General features: G+C 63.6%; 21 protein-coding genes. 18 read left to right on the top strand and 3 right to left on the bottom strand.

From position 1 onward, the window contains the following. Positions 1-154 precede the first annotated feature (154 nt). Positions 155-1,156, bottom strand: coding sequence for a tripartite tricarboxylate transporter substrate binding protein (locus ABDB81_RS27305; protein ID WP_346814094.1), 1,002 nt, complete (start codon positions 1,154-1,156; stop codon positions 155-157). Positions 1,157-1,169: 13 nt separating this feature from the next. Further along, positions 1,170-2,267, bottom strand: a complete 1,098-nt coding sequence (locus ABDB81_RS27300; protein WP_346814093.1) for a porin — start codon at positions 2,265-2,267, stop codon at positions 1,170-1,172. Positions 2,268-2,772: 505 nt separating this feature from the next. On the opposite strand from ABDB81_RS27300, the gene ABDB81_RS27295 reads away from it, so the two are divergent. From ABDB81_RS27295 to ABDB81_RS27230, 14 genes are all read left to right on the top strand, one after another. Further along, positions 2,773-3,666: an alpha/beta hydrolase gene (locus ABDB81_RS27295; RefSeq protein ID WP_346814092.1), complete on the top strand. Its 894-nt coding sequence runs from the start codon at positions 2,773-2,775 to the stop codon at positions 3,664-3,666. A gap of 208 nt (positions 3,667-3,874) precedes the next feature. Further along, positions 3,875-4,195, top strand: a complete 321-nt coding sequence (locus ABDB81_RS27290; protein WP_137926386.1) for a recombinase-like helix-turn-helix domain-containing protein — start codon at positions 3,875-3,877, stop codon at positions 4,193-4,195. Between the two features lie 42 nt (positions 4,196-4,237). Continuing rightward, positions 4,238-5,293, top strand: coding sequence for an aromatic ring-hydroxylating dioxygenase subunit alpha (locus ABDB81_RS27285; protein WP_160474554.1), 1,056 nt, complete (start codon positions 4,238-4,240; stop codon positions 5,291-5,293). After that, positions 5,286-6,065: an SDR family oxidoreductase gene (locus ABDB81_RS27280; protein ID WP_346814091.1), complete on the top strand. Its 780-nt coding sequence runs from the start codon at positions 5,286-5,288 to the stop codon at positions 6,063-6,065. Before ABDB81_RS27285 ends, ABDB81_RS27280 begins: the two co-directional genes overlap by 8 nt. Positions 6,066-6,100: 35 nt before the next feature. Beyond that, positions 6,101-6,637 (top strand): cupin domain-containing protein, encoded by a 537-nt coding sequence (locus ABDB81_RS27275; protein WP_137926389.1) that lies wholly within the window; start codon positions 6,101-6,103, stop codon positions 6,635-6,637. Between the two features lie 45 nt (positions 6,638-6,682). Beyond that, positions 6,683-7,561, top strand: a complete 879-nt coding sequence (locus ABDB81_RS27270; RefSeq protein WP_160474556.1) for an IclR family transcriptional regulator — start codon at positions 6,683-6,685, stop codon at positions 7,559-7,561. Between the two features lie 16 nt (positions 7,562-7,577). Then, entirely contained in the window at positions 7,578-8,381 is an 804-nt protein-coding gene (locus ABDB81_RS27265; protein ID WP_160474557.1) for an SDR family oxidoreductase, read from the top strand. Then, positions 8,374-10,068, top strand: coding sequence for a thiamine pyrophosphate-binding protein (locus tag ABDB81_RS27260; RefSeq protein ID WP_137926392.1), 1,695 nt, complete (start codon positions 8,374-8,376; stop codon positions 10,066-10,068). The genes ABDB81_RS27265 and ABDB81_RS27260 overlap by 8 nt, the downstream gene beginning before the upstream one ends. A 12-nt stretch (positions 10,069-10,080) precedes the next feature. Next, a complete protein-coding gene (locus tag ABDB81_RS27255; protein WP_137926393.1) occupies positions 10,081-10,884 on the top strand; it encodes an aspartate dehydrogenase in 804 nt (267 codons plus the stop codon). Between the two features lie 30 nt (positions 10,885-10,914). Further along, positions 10,915-12,393 (top strand): aldehyde dehydrogenase, encoded by a 1,479-nt coding sequence (locus ABDB81_RS27250; protein WP_346814090.1) that lies wholly within the window; start codon positions 10,915-10,917, stop codon positions 12,391-12,393. Between the two features lie 25 nt (positions 12,394-12,418). After that, positions 12,419-13,384, top strand: coding sequence for a VOC family protein (locus ABDB81_RS27245; RefSeq protein ID WP_137926395.1), 966 nt, complete (start codon positions 12,419-12,421; stop codon positions 13,382-13,384). A gap of 48 nt (positions 13,385-13,432) precedes the next feature. After that, positions 13,433-14,389, top strand: coding sequence for a PDR/VanB family oxidoreductase (locus ABDB81_RS27240; protein WP_346814089.1), 957 nt, complete (start codon positions 13,433-13,435; stop codon positions 14,387-14,389). 298 nt (positions 14,390-14,687) lie between these two features. Then, complete coding sequence (locus ABDB81_RS27235; protein WP_346814095.1) at positions 14,688-15,998, top strand: MFS transporter; 1,311 nt, start codon at positions 14,688-14,690, stop codon at positions 15,996-15,998. A gap of 187 nt (positions 15,999-16,185) precedes the next feature. After that, complete coding sequence (locus tag ABDB81_RS27230; protein WP_346814088.1) at positions 16,186-16,713, top strand: hypothetical protein; 528 nt, start codon at positions 16,186-16,188, stop codon at positions 16,711-16,713. Between the two features lie 12 nt (positions 16,714-16,725). On the opposite strand, the gene ABDB81_RS27225 is transcribed toward ABDB81_RS27230, so the two are convergent. Next, positions 16,726-17,250 (bottom strand): MarR family transcriptional regulator, encoded by a 525-nt coding sequence (locus ABDB81_RS27225; protein WP_346814087.1) that lies wholly within the window; start codon positions 17,248-17,250, stop codon positions 16,726-16,728. Positions 17,251-17,597: 347 nt separating this feature from the next. Between ABDB81_RS27225 and ABDB81_RS27220 the strand changes: the two genes are divergently transcribed. From ABDB81_RS27220 to ABDB81_RS27205, 4 genes are all read left to right on the top strand, one after another. After that, on the top strand, positions 17,598-18,428 hold the full coding sequence (locus ABDB81_RS27220) for an IclR family transcriptional regulator (protein ID WP_137926400.1): 831 nt from the start codon (positions 17,598-17,600) through the stop codon (positions 18,426-18,428). Positions 18,429-18,462: 34 nt separating this feature from the next. Then, positions 18,463-19,488: a tripartite tricarboxylate transporter substrate binding protein gene (locus tag ABDB81_RS27215; protein WP_346814086.1), complete on the top strand. Its 1,026-nt coding sequence runs from the start codon at positions 18,463-18,465 to the stop codon at positions 19,486-19,488. A gap of 123 nt (positions 19,489-19,611) precedes the next feature. After that, the gene (locus tag ABDB81_RS27210; protein WP_137926402.1) at positions 19,612-20,052 is read left to right on the top strand and encodes a (2Fe-2S)-binding protein; all 441 of its coding nucleotides are present in this window, start codon (positions 19,612-19,614) and stop codon (positions 20,050-20,052) included. After that, on the top strand, positions 20,036-22,222 hold the full coding sequence (locus ABDB81_RS27205) for a molybdopterin cofactor-binding domain-containing protein (RefSeq protein ID WP_346814085.1): 2,187 nt from the start codon (positions 20,036-20,038) through the stop codon (positions 22,220-22,222). Before ABDB81_RS27210 ends, ABDB81_RS27205 begins: the two co-directional genes overlap by 17 nt. Positions 22,223-22,284: the final 62 nt, after the last annotated feature.

The raw sequence follows: 22,284 nt of genomic DNA, 5'->3' as shown, positions 1-22,284 counted from the left end.
GCTGGAGGCACTGGAATTGCGTAACCTGAAGATGCCGGAACGGATCTTTGTGAGGAAGGTTGTGGCGCCATCTTTACCGCAGCCATAAAAAAGCCCGGCAAAACGCCGGGCTGCAGTACTACCAGATGTGTTCAGGTCGAATGTTGAAATCGCATCAATCGGCCTGGATGCCAAACTCCTTCACCAGCTTTGCATAGCGCGCGTAGTCCGTGGCGATCAGCTTTTGCAGCACGGCGGGCTCACCACCGACTGGCGTCACGGCGATGGTTGCCATGCGGGCCACCACGTCGGGCTGCTTGAGGATCTCGTTCACCTGAGTGTTCAGCGTGCGAACGATGTCCTGCGGCAGATTCTTGGGGCCCAGCAGCGCCTGCCACGCGCCGATTTCCACATCCTTGTAGCCGAGTTCCGCCAGCGTAGGCACGTTCGGTGCGAACGGCGAGCGCTTGGTGTCCGCCACGGCCAGCGGCAGCAGCGTGCCGTTGCCGACGTATTGCGCCACGGCGCCGTAGGTGACGTAGGTCATCGGCACCTGGCCGCCGAGCACGTCGACGATGGCGGGTGCGGTGCCTCGGTAGGGCACCTGCGACAGCTTGACGTTGGCGGACTTGTTGAACAGTTCACCCATGATGTGCATGGGTGATCCGTTGCCCGGCGTGGCGTAGGTTTCCACCTTGCCAGCCTTGGCGCGCGCCACGAGGTCGCTCATCTTGGCGATGCCGCTGTTCTTGTTCACCACGACGAACAGCGATTGCGTGCCGAGTTCGGCGATGGGCGTGAGGTCGTTCATCACGTCGTAGGTGGCGCCGGTGCCGGCCTTCAGCACGAGCGGTGCAATCGACACGGTGTTCGGTGCCAGCAGCAGCGTGTAGCCATCGGCGGCGGCGCGGGCCACGTAGGCGCTGCCGATGGTGCCGGCTGCGCCCGTGCGGTTTTCTACAACGACGGATTGCTTGAGACGGGACGAGAGTTTCTCGGCCATCAAGCGGGCCAGTACATCGGTATCGCCGCCAGCCGGATAGGCCACGACGATGGTGATCGGCTTGTTCGGATAGCCGTTCTGCGCCATGGCGGGCGCAGTGCCGAGCAGGGCAGCGGTGCCGACGGCAGCGCCTATGGCGGCGATGACGATGCGGCGGAGCGTAAATCGGTTCATGTGGCTCTCCTGCTTAGAAAACGTGCTTGACGCCGACCATGGCGCCAAACTGCTGGCCGCCCGGCTTGGTGTTGGCACCGGCCGATGCACCGCTGACGGACAGCGTCAGGTTGCCATCGTTGTTGATGTAGCCAGCGGTGGCGTACACGGCGGTGCGCTTGCTGAAGTTGTACATGCCGCGGACGGCGTACAGCATCGATTTGTTGTCGCTGTTCTGGTAGTTCAGGTAATAGACCTGGCCGGACAGCGTGAAGGCCGGCGTGAGATCGTGGGCCACACCTACGTAGTAAAGCTCGGAGAGCGGCGTGGCGCTGGCCTGATTCTCGCGGCGGATCACGCCGGCACCGATCTTGGTCTTGTCGAGCAGCACATAACCGGACAGCGAGGCGCGATCGTCGCGCAGGCTGCTGCTGGTCAGGCCGCCGAATGCACCGGGGCCACCGCGTTGCGAGTCGTACGCGGCATAGACGCCCCACGTCTTGGTATCCCAGCCGACCATGGCGGACCACTCGCGGCACTGGCTCTTGTCTGCCGGGTTCTCGCCCGCGCAGTTGGTGCCCGCAGGACTCGGCCCCGCGTTGGCCACATCACGGCCAAAGCTGTACGTGGCACCCACCTGCAGGCCGCCGAAGCTGCCCTTGTACGCGATGGAGTTGTCGGCGCGCGTATTGGGAATGTAGCTGTCGAGCGAGCCGGAGCCAAAGGCGTTGGGCCCGAGGATGTCCGGATCGAGCACGGCCCAGAAGAGCATCGTGTACTGGCGGCCGAACGATACCTGGCCGTACTTGTTCGATTGCAGGCCCACCAATGCCTGACGACCGAAGAGGCGACCGCCCTGGTTGGCCGTGCCGGAATCGGGAGCGAAGCCGCCTTCGAGCACGAATATGCTCTTGAGGCCGTTGCCGAGGTCTTCGGACCCCCGCATGCCCCAGCGCGACGGCACCGTGCCGGTCAGCGTATTCATGCGCACCACGCTGTTGCCTGCGGCGCCAACGTTGTTGACGAACTCGACGCCAGTGTCCACCACGCCATACATGGTGACGGACGATTGGGCAGTGGCCAGCACGGGCGCGGCGGCGAGCAGGGCTGCCGCGTATGTTGCGATCTTCATCTACCGTTTCCTTCTCTAGTCTTGTGGGCTCGTGGGACGTTTCCGGAGGCAACGGTATGGGGGCTGCCATGTCGTCCTGTGTCGCTTTACTGTTTCATTAGTAAAACAATGAACTACATAGGAAACGTTCGAACGAAATATAGACACGGTCAGCAAGGACGTAGATCAGGGCGAACCCTAGTGAGGCTTGGCGTGGACGCCGATGTGGATAGCGCAGGCCATCCTCTCGTGGGGACACGATCTGAAACGGGGTGGTGCATGCCGCACCGTCGCTGCGCAAGGCATCGGCGCGTGGTTCGGTGCGATCGCCATCCGCGCCACTGGTGGTGGGGATCGGCGGCAAATCGGATGTTTTCCCTGTTGTGGGGCGTGGCCATGCGCTCGGAACCGGCTGCTAGGGGAGCCCCGGATTCGACGCTGCGATCTCCCTGTTTACCCTGATGCCGCGGACAGGAATTACGGGCCTATAGTCGAGAGGTTTTATTTGCGAATCTCTATTTCATATATGGAACAAAACGCGCCCAATACGACATATCGCGCCGATACCGGCCAGCAGCCTGATTTGCTGGCCGTGCTCGATACCCATTTCGCCGAGCGCGAAGTCTTGGTGGGCAATGACGCCACGCGCGTGGCGTGTCGGATCGGCGGCTCACGGGGTCCGGTGGTCGTGCTGCTGCATGGCATCAGCTCCGGCGCGGCATCGTGGCTGCCATGCGCGAGCCTGCTGGCTGCCGGCGCCCGCGTCATTGCATGGGATGCACCGGGCTATGGTCGATCCACGCCGCTGCCGATGGCAAAACCCAGCGCGCGCGACTATGCGTTGCGACTCGAGCAACTGCTGGGCGCGCTGAAAGTCCGTCCCGACCTGATCGTCGGGCATTCGCTTGGTGCGCTGATGGCGTCGGCCTATGCCGCGCATGCAACGGCCGATATGCAGCCCGGACGTTTCCTGTTGCTGAGTCCGGCGCTCGGTTACGGCGCGGCGGGCAATGAGGAAAAGTCTCAAGCGGTGGCGCAGCAGCGCATCGATGCATTGGAATCGCTCGGCGTCGAAGGTCTCGCGCAACGCGGGCCCACGCGCCTGCTGAGTCCGGCGGCCACCGCCGATGCGCAGGCATGGGTGCGATGGAACATGGCGCGGCTCAATCCCGATGGCTATCGCCAGGCCGTGGCGCTGCTGTGTGGCGATGATATCCATCGCTATCTCGATCAACGCCAGGTGCCGGTCGAGATTGGCTGCGGCAGCGAGGATGTGGTGACCACGCCGGTTGCATCGTCCGCACTTGCCGACCGCTTTGCATTGCCGTTCCACGCCATCGCCGATGCAGGTCACGCCTGCTATATCGAGCAACCTCAAGCCGTCGCACGGGTGGTGCGCGCAGCACTGCCTCCCCTCTGAGTTTCTTCGCCGTCACGAACGCTGGCCGACTATCGGTCGGCGTCTTCTTCGTCACGGGTTAACCCCAGTCTATTTTTAAAGCGTCGTTGTCTATAGTCGTACCTGTGTTCAATATTTAAACTCGTGTTTCATAGGTAAAACGCAGAGAGCGCGAAGACCTTCGAACGCGACAGCCGATTGAGCCAGCCGTCCCACACAAAGCAAAGCCATGGAGCAAAGCGCAATGGAAAGCCTCGCGTACAACCCGAACCTGGTGCCCTGGGAGCGTCCCGCACCCAACAACGTGGCCGGCAAGGGTCATATCGAGAAGCCCGGCCATGTTCAGAACATCGTCTGGCAAACGCGCGCCGCCGCACCCACCGCCTATGAGAACGCGCTGGGCGATGCGCTCGAAGCCGCCTTCGAAGGCGGTGCGAAATCTCCGGAAGACATCGTGCGTGCATTCAACCGTGCGAATTTTCTGAGTGCGGACGGCCAGCCATGGACCGAAGCCGCCTTCCTCTCCGAAATGCGCCGCCTGGGCGCCTGACCGGCCCAGCCAACGCAGCGACATACAAGCGAGAGCACAGACATGGAATCGAACAAGCAAGCACGCGCCGAAGCGCGACTGAACAGCGGCCTGCGTAACTACTGGTATCCGGTGGTGGCGTCGTGGCAAGTGGGCGCGGCACCGATCGGCATCACGCGCCTGAGCCAGAACATCGTGGTGTGGCGTGACAGCGAGGGCCGCGTCAGCGCACTGGAAGACCGCTGCCCGCACCGTGGCGCGCGTCTGTCGATGGGCTGGAACCTCGGCGACCGCGTGGCCTGCTGGTATCACGGCGTGGAAGTGGGTGGCGACGGTCAGGTCAAGAGCGTACCGGCTGTGGACAACTGCCCGCTCGAAGGCCGCACCTGCGTGCGCAGCTATCCGGTGCAAGAGCTGGCCGGTGCGATCTTCCTGTGGTTCGGCGACCGCGCACCGACGGATGCCGACGCCCTGCAACTGCCCGAGGAACTGGTCAGCGACGAACACAGCAACTTCCTGTGCGTGGCGCACTGGAATTGCAACTACCGCTACGCCATCGACAACGTGATGGACCCGATGCACGGCGCCTACCTGCATGCGGTGTCGCACTCGATGGCCAGCGGCGAGAAGTCGGCGGTGATGCAGGTCGTGGAAACGGATCACGGTCTGGTCTTCGAGAAGACCGGCCAGCGCGGCGTGAACTTCGACTGGGTCGAGTTTGGCGAGACCGGCACGATGTGGCTGCGTCTGTCGATTCCGTATCGCGACAAGGCTGGCCCCGGCGGTCCGTTCGGCATCGTTGGTATTGCCACGCCGGTCGATGAAGAACACTGCATGGTGTACTTCTGGCGTACCCGTCATGTGCAGGGCTGGGAGCGCGACGTGTGGCGCTTCCTGTATCGCAATCGTCTGGAAGGTCTGCACTGGGACGTGCTGGAGCAGGACCGCGTGGTACTCGAATCGATGGCCCCGCAGGCTCGCGATCACGAAATGCTCTATGCGCACGATGCCGGCATCACGCGCGTGCGTCGCCTGCTGAAGCGTCGCGCCGATGCCGAGGTGGCAGACGAACCGGTGGCGATGCTGCAACCGGTGTCCGGAGCCGCGACCCATGCCTGATTTCTCGAACGCGTCGAAGGTCAATCTGCTGGCCGGCCGTCGTGTGCTCGTCACCGGTGCCGCACGCGGACTGGGCCTGGCGTTTGCCACGGCGATTGCCGAAGCCGGTGGTCGCGTAGCAATGGCCGACATCCTTGCGGACCGCGTCAATGAATCGGCCGCCGTATTGAAGGCGCGCGGTTTCGATGTGGTGGCATTGCAGCTGGACCTCAACGATCCCGCATCGGTGCAAGCGTGTGCCGATGCCGCAGTCGAGGCGCTTGGCGGTCTCGATGGTCTCGTGAACAACGGGGCGGTCACCGATTCCGGTGGCCGTGACCTGACGGGTCTGGAGGTGGCCACGTGGGATCGCGTGATGAACGTGAATGTGCGCGGCACCTGGCTGATGACGGCGGCCTGCACGCCAGCGCTGCGCGCCAGCGGACGCGGTGCCGTGATCAATCTCGCATCGGACACGCCGCTGTGGGGCGCACCGAACCTGCTGGCCTATGTGGCAAGCAAAGGCGCGATCATCGCCATGACCCGCTCGCTGGCGCGTGAACTCGGCGACGGCAACGTCACGGTCAACGCCGTGGCGCCGGGCCTGACGCTGGTGGAAGCCACCGAGTACGTGCCGCAGCATCGCCACGACCTGTATCGCAATCAGCGCGCCATCCAGCGCGAACAAGTACCCGATGACGTCAGCGGCGCCGTGCTGTTCGCGCTGTCCGACCTCGCCCGTTTCGTGACCGGCCAGACGCTGGCGGTCAACGGCGGCTTTGTCATGCACTGAAACCCATCATCGATTCGAAATACCGAGGAATCCAAATGAGCGATCTGTCGCAACAGCAAAATATCAAGCGCACGTGGGAACAACCCGAGGGCGCATCGTTCGACCAGTGGATGGAATCGCGCGTGGCGCGCTTCAGCACCCGCCGCTATGACTGGGACGCCCTGAAGTTCCAGGCCGACTACGACCCCAAGTATCGCCGTGCGCAGATGCGCTATCTCGGTACGGGCGGCACGGGCGTGTCTACCGACACCAACACGGTGCCGTCGGAGCACTTCACATTCTCGACCATGATCATCCCGGCCGGTCATGAAGGCCCGTCGCACCTGCACACCGACGTGGAAGAAGTGTTCTTCATCCTGCGCGGCAAGATCAAGCTGATCCTGGAAAAAGACGGCGAGCGCTTCGAGACGATCCTGACGGACCGCGATCTCGTGTCGGTGCCGCCGGGCGTGTATCGCGAAGAAATCAATATCGGCGAGGAAGACGCGCTGATGTGCGTGATGCTCGGCGCCAAGAAGCCCATCACGCCGACGTATCCGCCCGAGCACCCGCTGACCAAGGTCAAGCGTTAAGCCGCTCGATCACGCGATAGAGACAGAAGAAGCCGACCCCACATCATGAGCGCCAATCCATCCGCTGTTGCCGACATCGAGGTTGCAGCATCGACGCCAGAGGACAACCTGGAACGCTACATCGTCCCGGGCCTGGAACGCGGCCTGCGTCTGCTGGCCGAGTTCAGTGCGCGCGATCGTGTGCTGTCCGCAGCGGACCTGTCGCGCCGACTCGATGTGCCGCGCTCCACGGTGTTCCGCCTGCTGGCCACGCTGGAATCCACGGGCTATGTGGAGCGGGCCGATGGTGGCCGCGAATACCGGCTGGGGCTCGCGGTGCTGCGGCTCGGCTTCGACTATCTCGCTTCGCTGGAACTGACCGAACTGGGCGCGCCGCTGTTGAATCGCTTGCGCGACGACATCGAATACCCGTGCAACCTCGTGGTACGCGATGGCCGCTCGGTGGTGTACGTGGCCAAGGCTGCGGCATCGCGTCCGTTTGCGAGCAACGTCAACGTCGGCGCGCGCCTGCCCGCGCATGCCACGGTACTGGGTCACGTCTTGCTGGAAGACCTGAGCATCGCGCAATTGCGCGAGCTGTATCCGGAAGCGCAGTTGCAGGTCTATTCGGACAACACGCCACGCACCGTGGAAGCCCTGTTCGCACTGGTGCAACAAGTGCAGCAGCGCGGTTATGACCTGCAGGAAGGCTTCTTCGAAACCAGCATCTCCACGATTGCTGCGCCGGTGCGTGATCGCACGGGCAAGGTCGTGGCGGCGCTGGGCACGACTGTGCCTGCGTCGCGACTGCCCGCAGAAGAGTTGCAGGGCATGACAGACAAGGTGAGGGAATCGGCGGGCGAGCTGTCGCGCCTGCTGGGCTATCGGGCACATCGCCACGCAAAGGCGATGCAGACCCGGGTCGTATCGATGGTCCGAGACTAGAAAAGGGAAGGGGACGATGTCCATGATTGAACTCGATGGCAAGGTTGCCGTCGTCACCGGTGGGTCCTCCGGCATCGGACTCGCCACGGTCGAGTTGCTGCTGGAAGCGGGTGCTGCCGTTGCGATGTGTGGCCGCGATGAGGCGCGCCTGCGCAGCGCAGAAGCCGCACTGCGCGAACGCTTCGCAGGCTGCAAGCTGTACGCGGCACCGTGCGACGTACTGAAGCCCGAACAGGTCAACGCATTCGCCGCCGACGTGGCGCGCGAGTTCGGACCCGTGGACATGCTCGTCAACAACGCCGGCCAGGGCCGCGTGTCGACGTTCGCCACCACAGAGGACACCGCATGGGTTGAAGAACTGCAACTCAAGTTCTTCTCGGTGATTCACCCGACGCGTGCTTTCCTGCCGCAGCTCGAACAGTCCAGGCAGGGTGCAGTGGTGTGTGTGAACTCGCTGCTCGCTACGCAGCCGGAGCCGCATATGGTGGCCACATCGGCGGCACGCGCTGGCGTACACAACCTGGTGCGCTCGCTCGCAACGGAGTTTGCGCCGAAGGGCGTGCGCGTGAACGGCATCCTGATCGGTCTGGTGGAATCGGGCCAGTGGCGCCGCCGCTTCGAAGCGCGTCCGCAGGAAGACCAACACCTGGACTGGGCCGCATGGACCGCGCGCCTCGCCAAACAGAAACACATTCAACTGGGCCGTCTTGGCCTGCCACAGGAAGCCGCCCGCGCCATCCTGTTCCTTGCCTCGCCGTTGTCTTCGTACACCACGGGCAGCCATATCGATATTTCCGGAGGACTCTCCCGTCATGCGTAACGAGCAACAACAAGTCACCGTGGGCTGCGCCATTGCAGCCTTCCTGGAGCAGTGCGGCGTCAAGGCCGCCTTCGGCGTGATCTCGATCCACAACATGCCCATCCTCGATGCGATGGGCGAGCGCGGCAAGATCCGCTTCGTTCCCGCACGCGGCGAAGCAGGCGGCACGAACATGGCCGATGCGTACGCACGCACCACGGGCAGCCTCGGCGTGTGCCTGACGAGTACGGGCACTGCCGCAGGCAACGCAGCCGGTGCGATGGTGGAAGCGCTGACCGCAGGCACGCCGATGCTGCACATCACGGGCCAGATCGAAACGCCGTACCTGGACCAGAGCCTCGCTTACATCCACGAAGCACCGGACCAGCTCACGATGCTGAAGGCCGTGTCTAAGGCTGCGTTCCGCATCCGCAGCGCCGACACCGCCATCTCCACGATCAAACTGGCCGTGCAGACCGCGCTGACCGCGCCGACCGGCCCCGTCAGCGTGGAGATTCCCATCGACATCCAGGCCGCACTGATCCCGATGCCGAGCGACCTCAAGCCGCTGCCGGTGCCTGTGCACCAACCGTCGGCGCATGCACTCGACGCACTGGCCGAACGACTGATCAAAGCCAAGCGTCCGATGTTGTGGCTCGGTGGTGGCGCCCGTCATGCCAGCAAGCAGGTGAAGCGTCTGATGGACATGGGCTTTGGCGTGGTGACGTCCACGCAGGGTCGCGGCATCGTGGCGGAAGACGATCCCCGTTCGCTGGGTGCGTACAACCTGCACAAGCCCGTGGAGACGTTCTATCAGACGTGCGATGCGATGGTTGTGGTGGGTTCGCGTCTGCGTGGCAATGAAACGCTGAAGTACGAATTGAAGCTGCCGCGTCCGCTGCTGCGTATCGACGCAGATCCGGCATCGGAAGGCCGCTGCTACCAGAGCGATTACTTCGTCAGTGGCGATGCCGCGCTCGCACTCGACGGTCTGGCTGATCGCCTCGCAGGCCGCATGCAGATTGACGCCACGTTTGCCGATGATCTGCGCCGCGCGCATGACGTGGCCGTCGGTGCACTGGTCGATGGACTCGGTCCGTACAGCGCGCTGGTGCAGGCGCTGCAGCAATCCGTGGGCCGCAACTTCAACTGGGTGCGCGACGTCACGGTGTCGAACAGCACCTGGGGCAATCGTCATCTGCAGATCTTCGATTCGCGTGCTGGCGTGCATGCACTGGGCGGTGGTATTGGCCAGGGCCTGGCGATGGGCATCGGTGCAGCAGTCGGTGCGGCTGCCACGGTATCGGGCAAGAAGACGTTCATGCTGGCTGGCGACGGCGGTTTCATCCTGAACCTCGGCGAACTGGCCACTGCGGTGCAGGAGCGTGCCGACATGGTCATCGTGCTGATGAACGACAAGGGCTACGGCGTGATCAAGAACATCCAGGACGCGCAGTACGGCGGCCGCCGCCACTATGTCGATCTGCATACGCCCGACTATGCACAACTGTGCCAGTCGCTGGCGCTGCGCCATCGCCGCGTGAGCAGCCTGGCCGATGTGGGTGCCGCACTGGAAGAAGCCACGATCGAGCCGGGTCCGTTCATGCTGGAAATCGACATGCTGTCGATCGGCACGTTCAAGACCGTGTTTGCCGGCCCGCCGGTCAACAAGCAGGCCGAGATGGCGAACACCGCCGCGCTGGCCTGAGGAGAAACGTCCATGCTGCATGTGTCGATGGTGGGTTGCGGGGCGATTGGCCGCGGCGTGCTGGAACTGCTGAAGGCTGATCGCGATGTCGTGTTCGATGTGGTGATCGTGCCCGAAGGCACGATGGACGAGGCGCGTGGTGCGCTGTCTGCCCTCGCGCCCAACGCGCGCGTGGCCACGCGGCTCGCCGATGGGGCGCGTCCGGATCTGCTCGTCGAATGCGCAGGACACCGCGCGCTGGAAGAGCACATCATCCCGGCGCTCGAACGCGGCATTCCGTGCATGGTGGTGTCGGTCGGCGCACTCTCCGAACCGGGCGTGGCCGAACGGCTGGAAGCGGCGGCACGGCGTGGCAACACGCAGGTGCAGTTGCTGTCCGGTGCCATCGGTGCCATCGACGCATTGGCCGCTGCGCGAGTGGGCGGTCTGGACGAGGTGATCTACACGGGCCGCAAGCCGGCGCGCGCATGGGAAGGCACGCCCGCAGCGGACCTGTTCGATCTGGCCGGGCTGAAGGAGCCGACTGTGATCTTCGAAGGCACGGCACGCGATGCGGCGCGTCTGTATCCGAAGAATGCGAACGTGGCGGCTACGGTATCGCTGGCCGGGCTGGGTCTGGATCGCACATCGGTGAAGCTGCTGGCGGACCCGTCCGCAGTGGAGAACGTGCACCACGTGGAAGCACGCGGCGCATTCGGTGGCTTCGAACTGACGATGCGCGGCAAGCCGCTGGCGGCGAACCCCAAGACATCCGCACTGACCGTGTTCAGCGTGGTCCGCGCACTCGGCAACCGCGCGCACGCGGTGTCGATCTGATCCGATAACGAGATTTACCGAGACTTCCTCATGACGACGCAACAAGTCCTTCCAATCTGCATCGCCGGCGAATGGCGCCTGGGCACGGGAGACCGCTATGCCACGCGCTATCCCGCCACGGGCGAGGTCGTGGCCGAACTCAACGCGGCCAGCCTGGCCGATGTGGAGGAAGCCATCGAGGGTGCGTGGCGTGCCTTCCGTATCAGTGGCTGGGCACAGCGCAAGCCGCATGAGCGCGCCGCCGTGCTGTATCGCGTGGCCGACCTGATTCGCGCGAAGTCCGAGGCACTGGCCCAGCGACAGCGCCTGGATAACGGCAAGCCCATCAGCGAAACGCGCGCACTGGTAGCCAGCGCCGCCAGTACGTTCCAGTTCTTCGGTGCGGCACTCGAAACGTTGGAAGAGCAGATCACGCCGCAGCGTGGCGACTGCCTGACGATGAGCGTGTACGAGCCGATGGGCGTGGTGGCCGCCATTACGCCGTGGAACTCGCCGATTGCGAGCGAAGCACAGAAGATGGCGCCCGCGCTGGCCGCTGGCAATGCGGTGATTGTCAAGCCTGCGGAAGTCACGCCGCTGATGGCGCTGGAACTCGCACTGATCTGCGAGGAAGCTGGCGTGCCGAAGGGCCTGATCAGCGTGCTGCCGGGCAAGGGTTCGGTCATCGGCGATGCCATCACCAAGCATCCACTGGTGCGTCGCGTGTCGTTCACGGGCGGCACCACCACGGGCAAGCACATCGCGCATATCGCTGCCGACAAGATGATGCCGGTGTCGCTGGAACTGGGTGGCAAGTCGCCGACCATGGTCTTCGACGATGCCGATCTCGATCATGCGGTGAATGGTGTGCTGTACGGCATCTTCAGTTCGTCGGGCGAATCGTGCATCGCGGGTTCGCGCCTGTTTGTCGCGCGTTCGCAGTACGAGGCGTTCATCGACCGTCTGGCCGCCGGTGCCGCAAAGCTGCGCGTGGGCGACCCTGCCGATGAACGCACGCAAATGGGGCCGCTGATTACCGATCGGCACCGCGACAGCATCGAATCGTATGTGGCAGCAGGCGTGGCCGAAGGTGGTCAGTTGCGTACGGGTGGCGTGCGTCCCGAGGTGGCGGGCTTGTCGAACGGTTACTTCTATCGCCCGACCATCATCGAAGGCCTCGGTAACAATGCGCGTATCTGCCAGGAAGAAATTTTCGGGCCGGTGCTGGTGGCGATGCCGTTCGATGACGAAGACGATCTGATCGAACAGGCCAACGACAGTGTGTATGCGCTGGCGGCGGGCATCTGGACGCGCGACTACAAGCGCGCATGGCGCGTGGCACGATCCGTGCAAGCCGGTAACGTATGGATCAACACGTACAAGCAGTTCTCGATCTCGACCCCGTTCGGCGGCTGGCGGGACAGCGGCCTGGGCCGCGAGAAGGGACGGCTGGGCATCCTGCAGTACATGGAACAAAAGAGCGTGTACTGGGGCCTGAACGAACAACCGCTGCCGTGGGCCGGCAACTGAGCCGACGGCGCGACGGAGACTGGAAATGAAAGTATTGGGAATCGACGAGATCGTCTACGGTGCCGATGATTTCGATGCATGCCGTGGCTTCTTCAGCGACTGGGGCCTGACCATCAAGCGCGACGATGCCGACGGTCTGGACTTTGAAACGTTGAACGGCTGCCGCGTGCTGGTGCGCAAGATGGGTGACGCCGCACTGGCACCGGCCATCGAAGACGGCCCGACCCTGCGCGAAGTGGTGTGGGGCGTGGATAACGAGGCATCGCTGCGCGAACTGCGCGAAGCCATCGCGGGCGAGGCGACGTTCGTCTCGCAACAGGGTGGTGCACGCATTGGCTGCACCGATCCGAACGGCCTGGCCGTGCGCTTCCAGGTGTCGCGCAAGCATGACGTGCAGGTGGATTGCGCGCTGATGAATACGTGGAACGAGAAGCCGCGCATGAACCAGCGCAGCCCGATCTACGAACGTGCGGTGCCGATCGAAGTGGGCCACGTGGTGTTCTTCGTCAAGGATGTGAAGGCGACGGAACAGTTCTACATCGAGAAGTTCGGCTTCGTGCAATCGGACAACTACCCGGACCGCGGCGCGTTCCTGCGCTGCACGGCGGAGGGCGGTCACCATGACCTGTTCCTGCTGCAGTTGCCGCATGGCAAGGCCGGTCTCAATCACGTGGCGTTCACCGTGCGCGATATCCACGAGGTGTTCGGCGGTGGCATGCATATGTCGCGCACCGGATGGGATACGCAACTCGGCCCGGGCCGCCATCCGATTTCTTCGGCGTACTTCTGGTACTTCAAGAATCCGGCCGGCGGACTGATCGAGTACTACGCCGACGAAGACCAGCTCGATGCGCACTGGGAGCCGCGTGCATTCGAACCGGGCCCGACGATGTTTGCGGAGTGGGCCATCGAAGGCGGCCTCGATGGCAACACGCGCCGGCAGAAGAACGCCGGTGGTCCGGAAGGCAAGTTCCTGACGGAAAAGCGTTGAGTCGTGGAAGCGTCGAAGTGTTGAAGCTGTAGAAGGAAGGATCGAGTGATGAGTGCCAGCCAATCCCTGACCCTGCGCGTGCAGGCCATGCGTTTCGAAGCACGCAACGTCGTCAGCGTCGAACTGCGTGACCCCAACGGTGCGCAATTGCCCGAGTTCGCACCGGGTGCGCATATCGATTTGCATCTTGCTAACGGCCTGGTGCGCAGCTACTCGCTGTGCGGTGCGCCGGAGCAGCGTGACCGCTACACGGTGGGCGTGCTGCAGGACCGCAACAGCCGTGGTGGTTCGCGCTACGTGCATGAGCAACTGCGCGTGGGCGCCACGCTCACTGTGGCCGTGCCGCGCAATCACTTTGCGCTGGACGAGGATGCCGCGCATACGGTGCTGGTGGCCGGTGGTATCGGCGTGACGCCCATCGTCTGCATGGCGCGCCGTCTGGCGGAGCGTGGCAAGCCGTTCACGCTGCTCTACTGCGCACGCTCGCGCGAGGAAGCGGGTTTCGTCGAGCAGTTGTCGGCGTATGGCGATGCCGTGCGTTTTCACTTCGACGATGAAGCTGGCGTGCCGCCCGATATGAAGGCGATGCTGGCCGGGCAGGACGCTGGCACGCATTTCTACTGCTGCGGTCCCGGTCCGATGCTGAATGCCTTCGAGGCCGCGTGCGAAGCGCACGGCTATCCGAACGTCCATATCGAGCGCTTTGCCGCCGACCCGGCTACGCAAACGGTGCAGGAAGGCGAGTACAGCGTCATGCTGCAACGGACCGGCAAGCAGGTGAGCGTGCCGCCCGGCAAGTCGCTGCTCGATGCGCTGCTCGAATCGGGCGTGCAGGTGGAGTACAGCTGCCGTGAAGGCGTATGCGGCTCCTGCGAGACGGCCGTGATCGAAGGCTGCCCCGAACATCGCGACAGCGTGCTCAGCAACAGCGAGCGGGTGTCGAACAAGACGATGATGGTGTGCGTATCCGGCTGCAAGGGGCAACGCCTGGTGCTCGACCTGTGACGGATCTTTGATGTTCCCCTGATGTACGCGCCGCGACCTGCTTGCTCGCGGCTCTTCGAAGTTCGCCCCCCGCTCATTCGAGCCGCTCCAGCGGCCGCGCGCCGGGCAACCTGCCCCACACGATTCGGAAATGCATAACGTGTTGATCGATAGAGACGACGCCGCGATTTCAGCGGCAGGCGCGCACGCGTCCGCAGTGGCCGCCCCCGGCGCTGCAACCCCTTTCGCCGGTACGCACACCACGCATCATTCCCCAGGCAACGTCACGCGCGGCCAGATCGTCGCGCGCATCGAACGCATGCCGGGCAACATGATGCATGTGCGTGCGCGATTGCTCATTGGCCTTGCCACGTTCTTCGATGGGTTCGACGTGATTGCGATTGCCGCCACGCTGCCGCTGCTGATCGGGCACTGGTCGCTGACGCCCGCGCAGATCGGCATTTTGATCGCCGCGCCCTCGGTGGGACAACTCGTGGGTGCACTGCTGTTTCCAGCATTGGCCGAACGCTTTGGCCGCTTGCGCTCGATTGGTTGGAGTGCGGGCATCATCGGCCTGATGAGTTTGCTCTGCGGTTTCGCACCATCGTTCGAGATCTTTTTGCTGCTGCGCATCGTGCAGGGTCTGGGGCTCGGCGGCGAGTTGCCCGTGGCCGCGACCTACATCAACGAGGTCACGCGCGCGCATGGACGTGGCCGCTTTGTGCTGCTGTACGAAGTAGTGTTCCCCATCGGCCTGATGGTGTCGAACGGACTGGGCGCCGTGCTCGTGCCGCGCTATGGCTGGGAGGTGATGTACTTTCTCGGTGGCGTGCCGCTGGTGCTGTTCTTTGTGTTGCGGCGTCTGGTGCCCGAGTCGCCGCGCTGGCTGGCCGAGAAGGGCCGCATGGCCGAGGCCGATGACGCATTGCGCCAGTTCGAGGCGCGTGCGAAGACACCGCTGCCGCCGGTGGGTGATACCTCGCGCTTCGATGCGATGGCGAGCAAGCATCCAAAACGCCGTGTGCGCGATCTGGTAAGCGGCGCGTATCTCGGCCGCACGGTGGCCGTGTGGATGCTGTGGGCGACGTGCGGCTTCATCCAGTACGGGTTGTCGACGTGGCTGCCAACGGTCTACAAGACGGTCTATCACGCCCCGCTGCAACTCGCGCTGAACCTCGCGGCAGGCGCATCGGTGCTCGGTGTGGTCGGTTCGCTGGTCTGCGCGATGATCGTGGATCGCGTGGGACGCAAGCCGGTGATCAACGTGTCGTTCGTGCTGTGCGCGGTATCGCTGCTGCTGGCCGGTTTGTTCCACGCTTCGACGGTGTACGTGGTCGCTACGTTCTGCTCGCTGGCGATGGGGTTCCTCGCGTGCGGCTTCATCACGGCCTACGTCTACACGCCGGAGTTGTATCCGACCAGCATCCGCGCGATGGGCTGCGGCCTGGGTGGCGCATGGCTCAAGATCGCGGCGATCTTCGCGCCGGGCCTGATCGGCGCGACCATCGGCACCGGTAATCTCAGCGTGGCGTTCTACGGCCTGGCCGTGGTGCCGCTGCTGGCCGCCGCAACCGTGTTCTGGCTCGGCATCGAAACAAAAGGACAGGTGCTCGAAGAACTCGAGGTCTGATTCGCACAGTGGTTGTTGTCGCTGCGCCCCGCCACCGACTTTCCCGGTGGCGGGGCTTTTTTGTTGGTTCGTGTTTTGTAATGAGACGAATCTGAAAGCGCGTCTGACGCCTGAAATCCAATGGTATTTCGGAAGCTGATCCTTTAAGTTATGGGGACGGTCAACGGTGTCTGGGTCTGGACATGGGATGACCGCAGGTGACAACGGAAGCGTGTTCAACAACGCAAAGGGTCAGTCGATGACGACGATGAGTTTGACCGGCACGGGCGATGCAAAGCCAGCCGGTGGTCAATTTTTCGGGAAAGGGATTTTAGAGATGGAGCGTGAGAGCGAAAGCAGCAGGCCGGGCAATGGACCGGACGTGAGAACGGGCAATGCCGGTGATGTTGGATGGCGGCTGACAGCGAGCATGGTTGGTGCAGGCGTCAGTTTTATTCTGTCCATGTTCATGTTCATCAACGGAAACATGAACGAGAAGGTGGCACCGACCGCTCAGGCCATCGATGCTGGCAACGCGCGGATCGCTCGGTTGGAGGGTACATCGGCGCAGACGGTAAAGGAACTCGCCGAGTTGAACGGGACGGTTAAAGGGCTAACTCACCGTGCCGACGGAGTCGAGAAGCGGCTGGACAGGATGGACGCACACATACGCAACGAGTTTGAGAGAGTGCACGACAAGCTCGACCGCGTCCTGGAGTCCCAGAGGCGGCGCTAGCCACCCCCAACCTCACTCCTTCCCCGAGCCCGTGCAAATCCCATGCAGCTTGCGCAGCCCCGTATAGAGACCTTGCCGCTCTTCGGGCGACAGCAGCCGGATGACCGATGCCTGGCCGCGTCGGGCGAGGGGGATGACTTGCGCATGCAGCGCGGCGCCTTGCTCGCTGATCTTGCAGGCGAGGCGCTTGCGCGGCGTGCTGCCTTCGGATTCGAGGACCACGAGTCCGCGGTCTTCGAGCAGGCGAAGCGTGCGGCTGACCAGCGCCTTGTCCGAGGTGGATTGCTTGACGAGTTCGGCGAAGGACATCGCTTCGCCATCGGCAGCCAGCAGCGCGAGGATGCGCCACTCGGGGACGGTGAGGTCGAATTGCGTGGCATAGGGTTCCGTCACGCTGTTACGCAGGGCCGTCACCAACTGGCTCAGCATCGTCGTGAGGAAGTCATTGACGGTCAGGCCGTTGCCGGCTTCGTCCAGGCTCGACCAGGGGTCGACCGGTTCGACGTCGATGGGGGCGATGTGAGGGGTGCTGGACATAAGGCGTGCGCAGAAACTGCGTGACAGAAAAGTTTGGGGGCTCACCCGAACGGGCTACGCGATTGTCTCATATGAATTGTTGTTCGCAACTTTGTGCTGCGAAAGGACATTTACCTACCGCGCAGCAACTGTCAATCCGGAGTTATCTTAAGTTGAGTCATCAACAACGCTAACCTACATTCAAATCGTTCCTGTTGTGAATCTTGGTTTTATATATAAAACACATCTGCTAGTGTTCGAACTGCACCAGTGCGCCTTGGCGCGTGCGGTAACGGGGAAGCATGTTATATCGATCCGTTGCCGTGCATTGGCTGAATGGCTAACCGAACGTGAGGTAGAGAGAGACCATGAGCAAGGACACTCCCGCAGAGGAGACACAGGATTCGCAGGACAAGTACATCGTGCCGGGCCTGGAACGGGGGTTGCGGCTGCTGGGCGAATTCAGCAGCAAGGACCGGACGCTGTCGGCGGCGGAGCTGGCTCGCCGGTTGAAGGTGCCGCGCTCGACCGTGTTCCGATTGCTCGCGACGCTGGAAATGATGGGGTTTGTCGAACGCACCGATGGTGGGCGCGAGTTCCGGCTTGGCATGGCGGTGTTGCGGTTGGGGTTCGACTATCTGGCATCGCTGGAGTTGACGGAACTCGGGCGGCCGTTGCTGGACCGGTTGCGGGACGAGATCCACTACCCCTGCAACCTGGTGGTCCGGGATGGGCGGTCCATTGTGTATGTGGCGAAGTCCGTGGCGGCGCGTCCGTTCACGAGCACGGTCAATGTGGGCACGCGCCTGCCAGCGCATGCCACCGTGCTGGGACGCATCCTGCTGGAGGACCTGACGCTGGGCGAGTTGCGGGAGTTGTATCCGGAGCCGCGTTTGGAAGTGTTTTCGGACAGCACGCCGCGCACGGTGGAAGAGTTGTACGAGATGGTGCAGCGCGACCGCGAACGCGGGTATGTGCTGCATGAAGGTTTCTTCGAGGCCAGCATCTCCACCATTGCCGCGCCGGTGCGTGACCGCACGACGCGAGTGGTGGCGGCGCTGGGCGCGACGATTCCGGCGGCACGAATTGAAACCACGCTGCTTGACCCGATGGTGGAGCAGGTGCGCGAGGCGGCCGCGGAGTTGTCGCGATTGCTGGATTACCGGCCAGGCCTGAGCGGCAGGGTGGCCGGCGCTTGATATCGCCGCACCCACAACAGGCAGGAAGAGAAACATGCAGGACGGCAGCCACATCCAGATTCGGCGCAGTGCGCTGCGACGGACGCGCACACTAGCGGGCGTCGCAGCCATCTTTGCGACATTGGCCGTAGCGTTGGGCGCAGGCACGGCGCATGCTGCCTGCACGACCGTACGGATTGTGGTGCCGTTTCCCGCTGGGGGGCCGGCGGATCAACTGGCTCGCACGGTCTCGCAAGGGTTGCAACCGCGCAAGGGTGTGCCGATCGTCGTGGATAACAAGCCCGGCGCGAACGGCAACATCGGTATCGATGCGGTGCGTCGCGCGGCGGGTGATGGATGTACCTGGCTGGTGGTGCCGGCTGGCAACCTGACGATCAATCCCACGTTATTCCCCGCGCTGTCCTATCAGGTGGCGCGCGATTTCCGGCCAGTCTCGCTGCTGGCCAGTTCGCCCAATGTGCTGGCCGTGCATCCTTCGGTCAAGGCGCGCACCGTCCCTGAACTTGTTGCACTGGCGAAGGAAGCGGATCGCAACAAGTCGCCGCTCGGCTATGCCAGTCCCGGTGTAGGCAGTGGCCTCCATCTCGCTGGCGAACTGTTCCGCAACAAGGCCGGCGTGAACATGCTCCACGTCCCGTACAAGGGCACCGCGCAGGCCATGACCGATGTCGCGGGCGGGCAGGTGCCCGTGCTGTTCGGTACGTGGCCGACGCTGGCGCCATTCATCCAGTCTGGCGCGTTGCGTGCGATTGCGGTCACGCAGTCGAAGCGTTCGCCGGCTGCGCCCGATGTGCCATCCATGGCGGAGCAGGGCATGCCCGGTATCGACGTCAGTTCCTGGTATGCGTTGCTCGTGCCGTCGGCCACGCCGAAGCCCATGGCCGATGCATTGTCCGTCGAGATCCAGACGCTGTTCGGTTCGGCAACCGTACGCGGTGATCTGCAGCGTCAGGGGCTGGAGCCCGTGGCGAGTACTCCCGAAGCGTTGGCCGCACGCATCCGCGAAGACACCGCGGCGTGGGCCACGCTGATCCGCACGTACCACATCACGGCGGAATAGCCTCGGCGCCTGGTCAGGCGCACCCATCGCATTCATCTCTTACTCACCAGTGCTGTATCTGGTCGCACCCATGCCGTGCAGGGGGGCGTGCGGCCGTTTTTTTCCTGCACATACGGGGCAACCATGGACTTTGTGTTGAACGGAAAGACGACCCGCTTCGACGGCGACGGCGATACGCCGCTGCTGTGGGTGATTCGAGACGATGCCGGGTTGACTGGCACCAAGTATGGATGCGGCATTGGCGCATGCGGCGCCTGTACCGTGCATGTGGATGGCAATGCGCAGCGGTCCTGTGTCACGCCGGTCTCGACCGTGGCGGGACGCAACGTGACGACGATTGAAGGGCTATCGCCCGATCGGTCGAGCAAGGTCCAGAAGGCGTGGATCGCCAAGGACGTGCCGCAGTGCGGCTACTGCCAGTCGGGCATGGTGATGGCGGTCACGGCATTGCTCAAGCAGAACCCGCATCCCACTGACCGCGACATCGATGCCGCAGTCAGCAACCTGTGCCGCTGCGCCACCTATCACCGCATCCGGGAGGCCGTCCATGCTGCAGCAAAGTGAACATGCCGTGAATGTGTCGCGTCGTTGCTTCCTGAAAGGCAGCGCGGCGCTGGCCGGTGCACTGTGCATTCCGCTGCCGGTACTCGCATCGGGGCGAACTGTGGATAGCGGCCCGCATGGCACGAACGAGATCACGGACTGGATCTGGATCGAGCCGAACGGCAAGATCACGCTCGGTCTGTCGCAATGCGAATGCGGGCAGGGCGTCTACACGGGGATGCCGCAGATACTGGCCGACGAACTCGACGCGGACTGGGAGAACATCACCGTGACCTTCGTCACCGGACGCGATGCGTATCGCACCGGCGCCGCCTACGAGGAACCGCAGCAGTTTGTTGGCGCATCGATGTCGGCCACGCTGTTCTATCAGCGGTTGCGTATCGCTGGCGCACAGGCGCGTGAAGTGCTGACGATCGCAGCGGCGAAGCGGTTGCATGTGCGACCCGGCCAGTGCTACACGGAGAAAGGCCGCGTGTTTCACGGCGCCACCGGGCGGTCGATCGGTTATGGCGAACTGGCCGAAGCGGCGGCGAAACTTCCACTCAATCCGACGCCGCGCCTCAAGGCCGAAGCCGACCACAAGCTGATCGGAAAGAATCTGCTGCGGCTCGATACACCGGCCAAGGTCGATGGCTCGGCAGAGTTCGGCATCGATGTGCGCGTGCCCGGCATGCTCTACGGCGCATTGAAGATGCCGCCCACCGTGACCGGCAAGGTCACGGGCATTCGCAACGCCGATGTCGTGAAGGCCATGCCCGGTGTGCAGGCCGTGGTGCAGGCGCCGGATGCGGCCATCGTGGTGGCAACGAGCTACTGGCTGGCGAAGAAGGGTGCGGATGCACTGGAACTGGAAGTCGATCCCGGTGCGTCGCGCGATCTCGATAGCGACAAGATCATGGCCGCACGCGTGGCCGCGCTCGGTGCGCCCGAGGCCGTGGTCGCCACGACACTCGGCGAACCCGATGCCGTCCTGGCGGCGGGCGGCAAGCGCGTGGAAGCGGACTATCACACGCCATACATCGTGCATGCCACGATGGAATCGGTGAACGCCACCGTCCATGTGCGCGACGACGCCATCGAGGTATGGGGTCCGATCCAGGGGCAGGATTTTGTGCGTAATGCTCTGGGCAAGCTGTACCAGCGCAAGCCCGAAACGATCATCGTCCACACCACGTTTCTCGGCGGCAGCTTCGGTCGCAAGTTCCTGCCTGACTTCGTGGTGCATGCCGCGCGCGCATCGGCAGCGGTGGGCAAGCCCGTCAAGGTGATTCGCTCGCGCGAAGACGATATCCGCCATGGCTTCTATCGTCCTGGCGTGTCGGGCCGCTTCCGCGCGGTGCTCGACGAGAAGGGCATGCCGAAGGCGATGCATGCGCGGCTGACCGGGCAATCGCTGTACGGCGTCATCAAGGCCGAGCGTATGGCGCAGCACGGCGGCTGGGACGAGACGATGCTGGAGGCGATCTACGATTGCGTCTATCGCGTGCCGAACCTCAAGGTCGATATGATCGACGTGAAGCAGCCGATTCCGGTCAGCTTCATGCGTAGTGTGGGATCGACGTCGAGCATTTTCATGCTGGAGAGTTTCGTCAACGAGATGGCCGACGCGGCGGGCATGGACCCGTATCGCTATCGCCGCGCGCTGCTCGCGCATAACCCGCTGGCCGTGCGCACGCTCGATGCGGCGGCCAAGGCGGCGAACTGGGATCGCAAGCCTGCACCGGGCGTGACGCGCGGCTTCACGTTCAATCTCTACACGGGACGCGGCGAGGCATTCCAGACCTATGTGGCGATGGCGCTGGAACTGGAGCGTGCTGGCAAGGCATTCAAGGTGCGGCGCGTGGTGTGCGCGGTGGAGTGCGGACGCTCGATCAATCCGAATCTGATCCGCGCCAATATCGAGGGCGGCATCGGATTTGCGCTGACCAACACGCTCAAGAGCGAAATCACGTTCAAGGGCGGCGTGGTGCAGCAGAGCAATTTCCACGACTACCCGCTGCTGCAGTTGTCGGAGATGCCAAAGATCGAGACGGTGATCGTGGAGAGTGATCGTCCGCCGCAAGGGTGTGGCGAGGTGTCGTTAGGGCCAACGGCGCCGGCTGTGGCGCACGCGTTGTATCAGGCGACGAAGAAGCGGAGAAGGGCGATGCCGATGGGGTTGGAGGGGTAAGCAGCTTTTGCTCGACCACTTGTTTGCTCCCCTCTCCCGCGAGCGGGAGAGGGGCGGGGGAG

Source organism: Cupriavidus sp. DL-D2 (assembly GCF_039710735.1).
GTDB lineage: Bacteria > Pseudomonadota > Gammaproteobacteria > Burkholderiales > Burkholderiaceae > Cupriavidus.
Note: the sequence above shows the minus strand (reverse complement) of the source record. Positions and strands in the feature narration are given on the sequence as shown.

Coding starts and splice junctions, on each gene's coding strand:
- ABDB81_RS27250 (WP_346814090.1), top strand. CDS start 10,915: ATGACGACGCAACAAGTCCTTCCAATCTGCATCGCCGGCGAATGGCGC.
- ABDB81_RS27215 (WP_346814086.1), top strand. CDS start 18,463: ATGCAGGACGGCAGCCACATCCAGATTCGGCGCAGTGCGCTGCGACGG.
- ABDB81_RS27280 (WP_346814091.1), top strand. CDS start 5,286: ATGCCTGATTTCTCGAACGCGTCGAAGGTCAATCTGCTGGCCGGCCGT.
- ABDB81_RS27275 (WP_137926389.1), top strand. CDS start 6,101: ATGAGCGATCTGTCGCAACAGCAAAATATCAAGCGCACGTGGGAACAA.
- ABDB81_RS27230 (WP_346814088.1), top strand. CDS start 16,186: ATGACCGCAGGTGACAACGGAAGCGTGTTCAACAACGCAAAGGGTCAG.
- ABDB81_RS27300 (WP_346814093.1), bottom strand. CDS start 2,267: ATGAAGATCGCAACATACGCGGCAGCCCTGCTCGCCGCCGCGCCCGTG.
- ABDB81_RS27245 (WP_137926395.1), top strand. CDS start 12,419: ATGAAAGTATTGGGAATCGACGAGATCGTCTACGGTGCCGATGATTTC.
- ABDB81_RS27290 (WP_137926386.1), top strand. CDS start 3,875: ATGGAGCAAAGCGCAATGGAAAGCCTCGCGTACAACCCGAACCTGGTG.
- ABDB81_RS27265 (WP_160474557.1), top strand. CDS start 7,578: ATGTCCATGATTGAACTCGATGGCAAGGTTGCCGTCGTCACCGGTGGG.
- ABDB81_RS27285 (WP_160474554.1), top strand. CDS start 4,238: ATGGAATCGAACAAGCAAGCACGCGCCGAAGCGCGACTGAACAGCGGC.
- ABDB81_RS27240 (WP_346814089.1), top strand. CDS start 13,433: ATGAGTGCCAGCCAATCCCTGACCCTGCGCGTGCAGGCCATGCGTTTC.
- ABDB81_RS27220 (WP_137926400.1), top strand. CDS start 17,598: ATGAGCAAGGACACTCCCGCAGAGGAGACACAGGATTCGCAGGACAAG.
- ABDB81_RS27225 (WP_346814087.1), bottom strand. CDS start 17,250: ATGTCCAGCACCCCTCACATCGCCCCCATCGACGTCGAACCGGTCGAC.
- ABDB81_RS27235 (WP_346814095.1), top strand. CDS start 14,688: ATGCCGGGCAACATGATGCATGTGCGTGCGCGATTGCTCATTGGCCTT.
- ABDB81_RS27210 (WP_137926402.1), top strand. CDS start 19,612: ATGGACTTTGTGTTGAACGGAAAGACGACCCGCTTCGACGGCGACGGC.
- ABDB81_RS27255 (WP_137926393.1), top strand. CDS start 10,081: ATGCTGCATGTGTCGATGGTGGGTTGCGGGGCGATTGGCCGCGGCGTG.
- ABDB81_RS27270 (WP_160474556.1), top strand. CDS start 6,683: ATGAGCGCCAATCCATCCGCTGTTGCCGACATCGAGGTTGCAGCATCG.
- ABDB81_RS27305 (WP_346814094.1), bottom strand. CDS start 1,156: ATGAACCGATTTACGCTCCGCCGCATCGTCATCGCCGCCATAGGCGCT.
- ABDB81_RS27295 (WP_346814092.1), top strand. CDS start 2,773: ATGGAACAAAACGCGCCCAATACGACATATCGCGCCGATACCGGCCAG.
- ABDB81_RS27260 (WP_137926392.1), top strand. CDS start 8,374: ATGCGTAACGAGCAACAACAAGTCACCGTGGGCTGCGCCATTGCAGCC.
- ABDB81_RS27205 (WP_346814085.1), top strand. CDS start 20,036: ATGCTGCAGCAAAGTGAACATGCCGTGAATGTGTCGCGTCGTTGCTTC.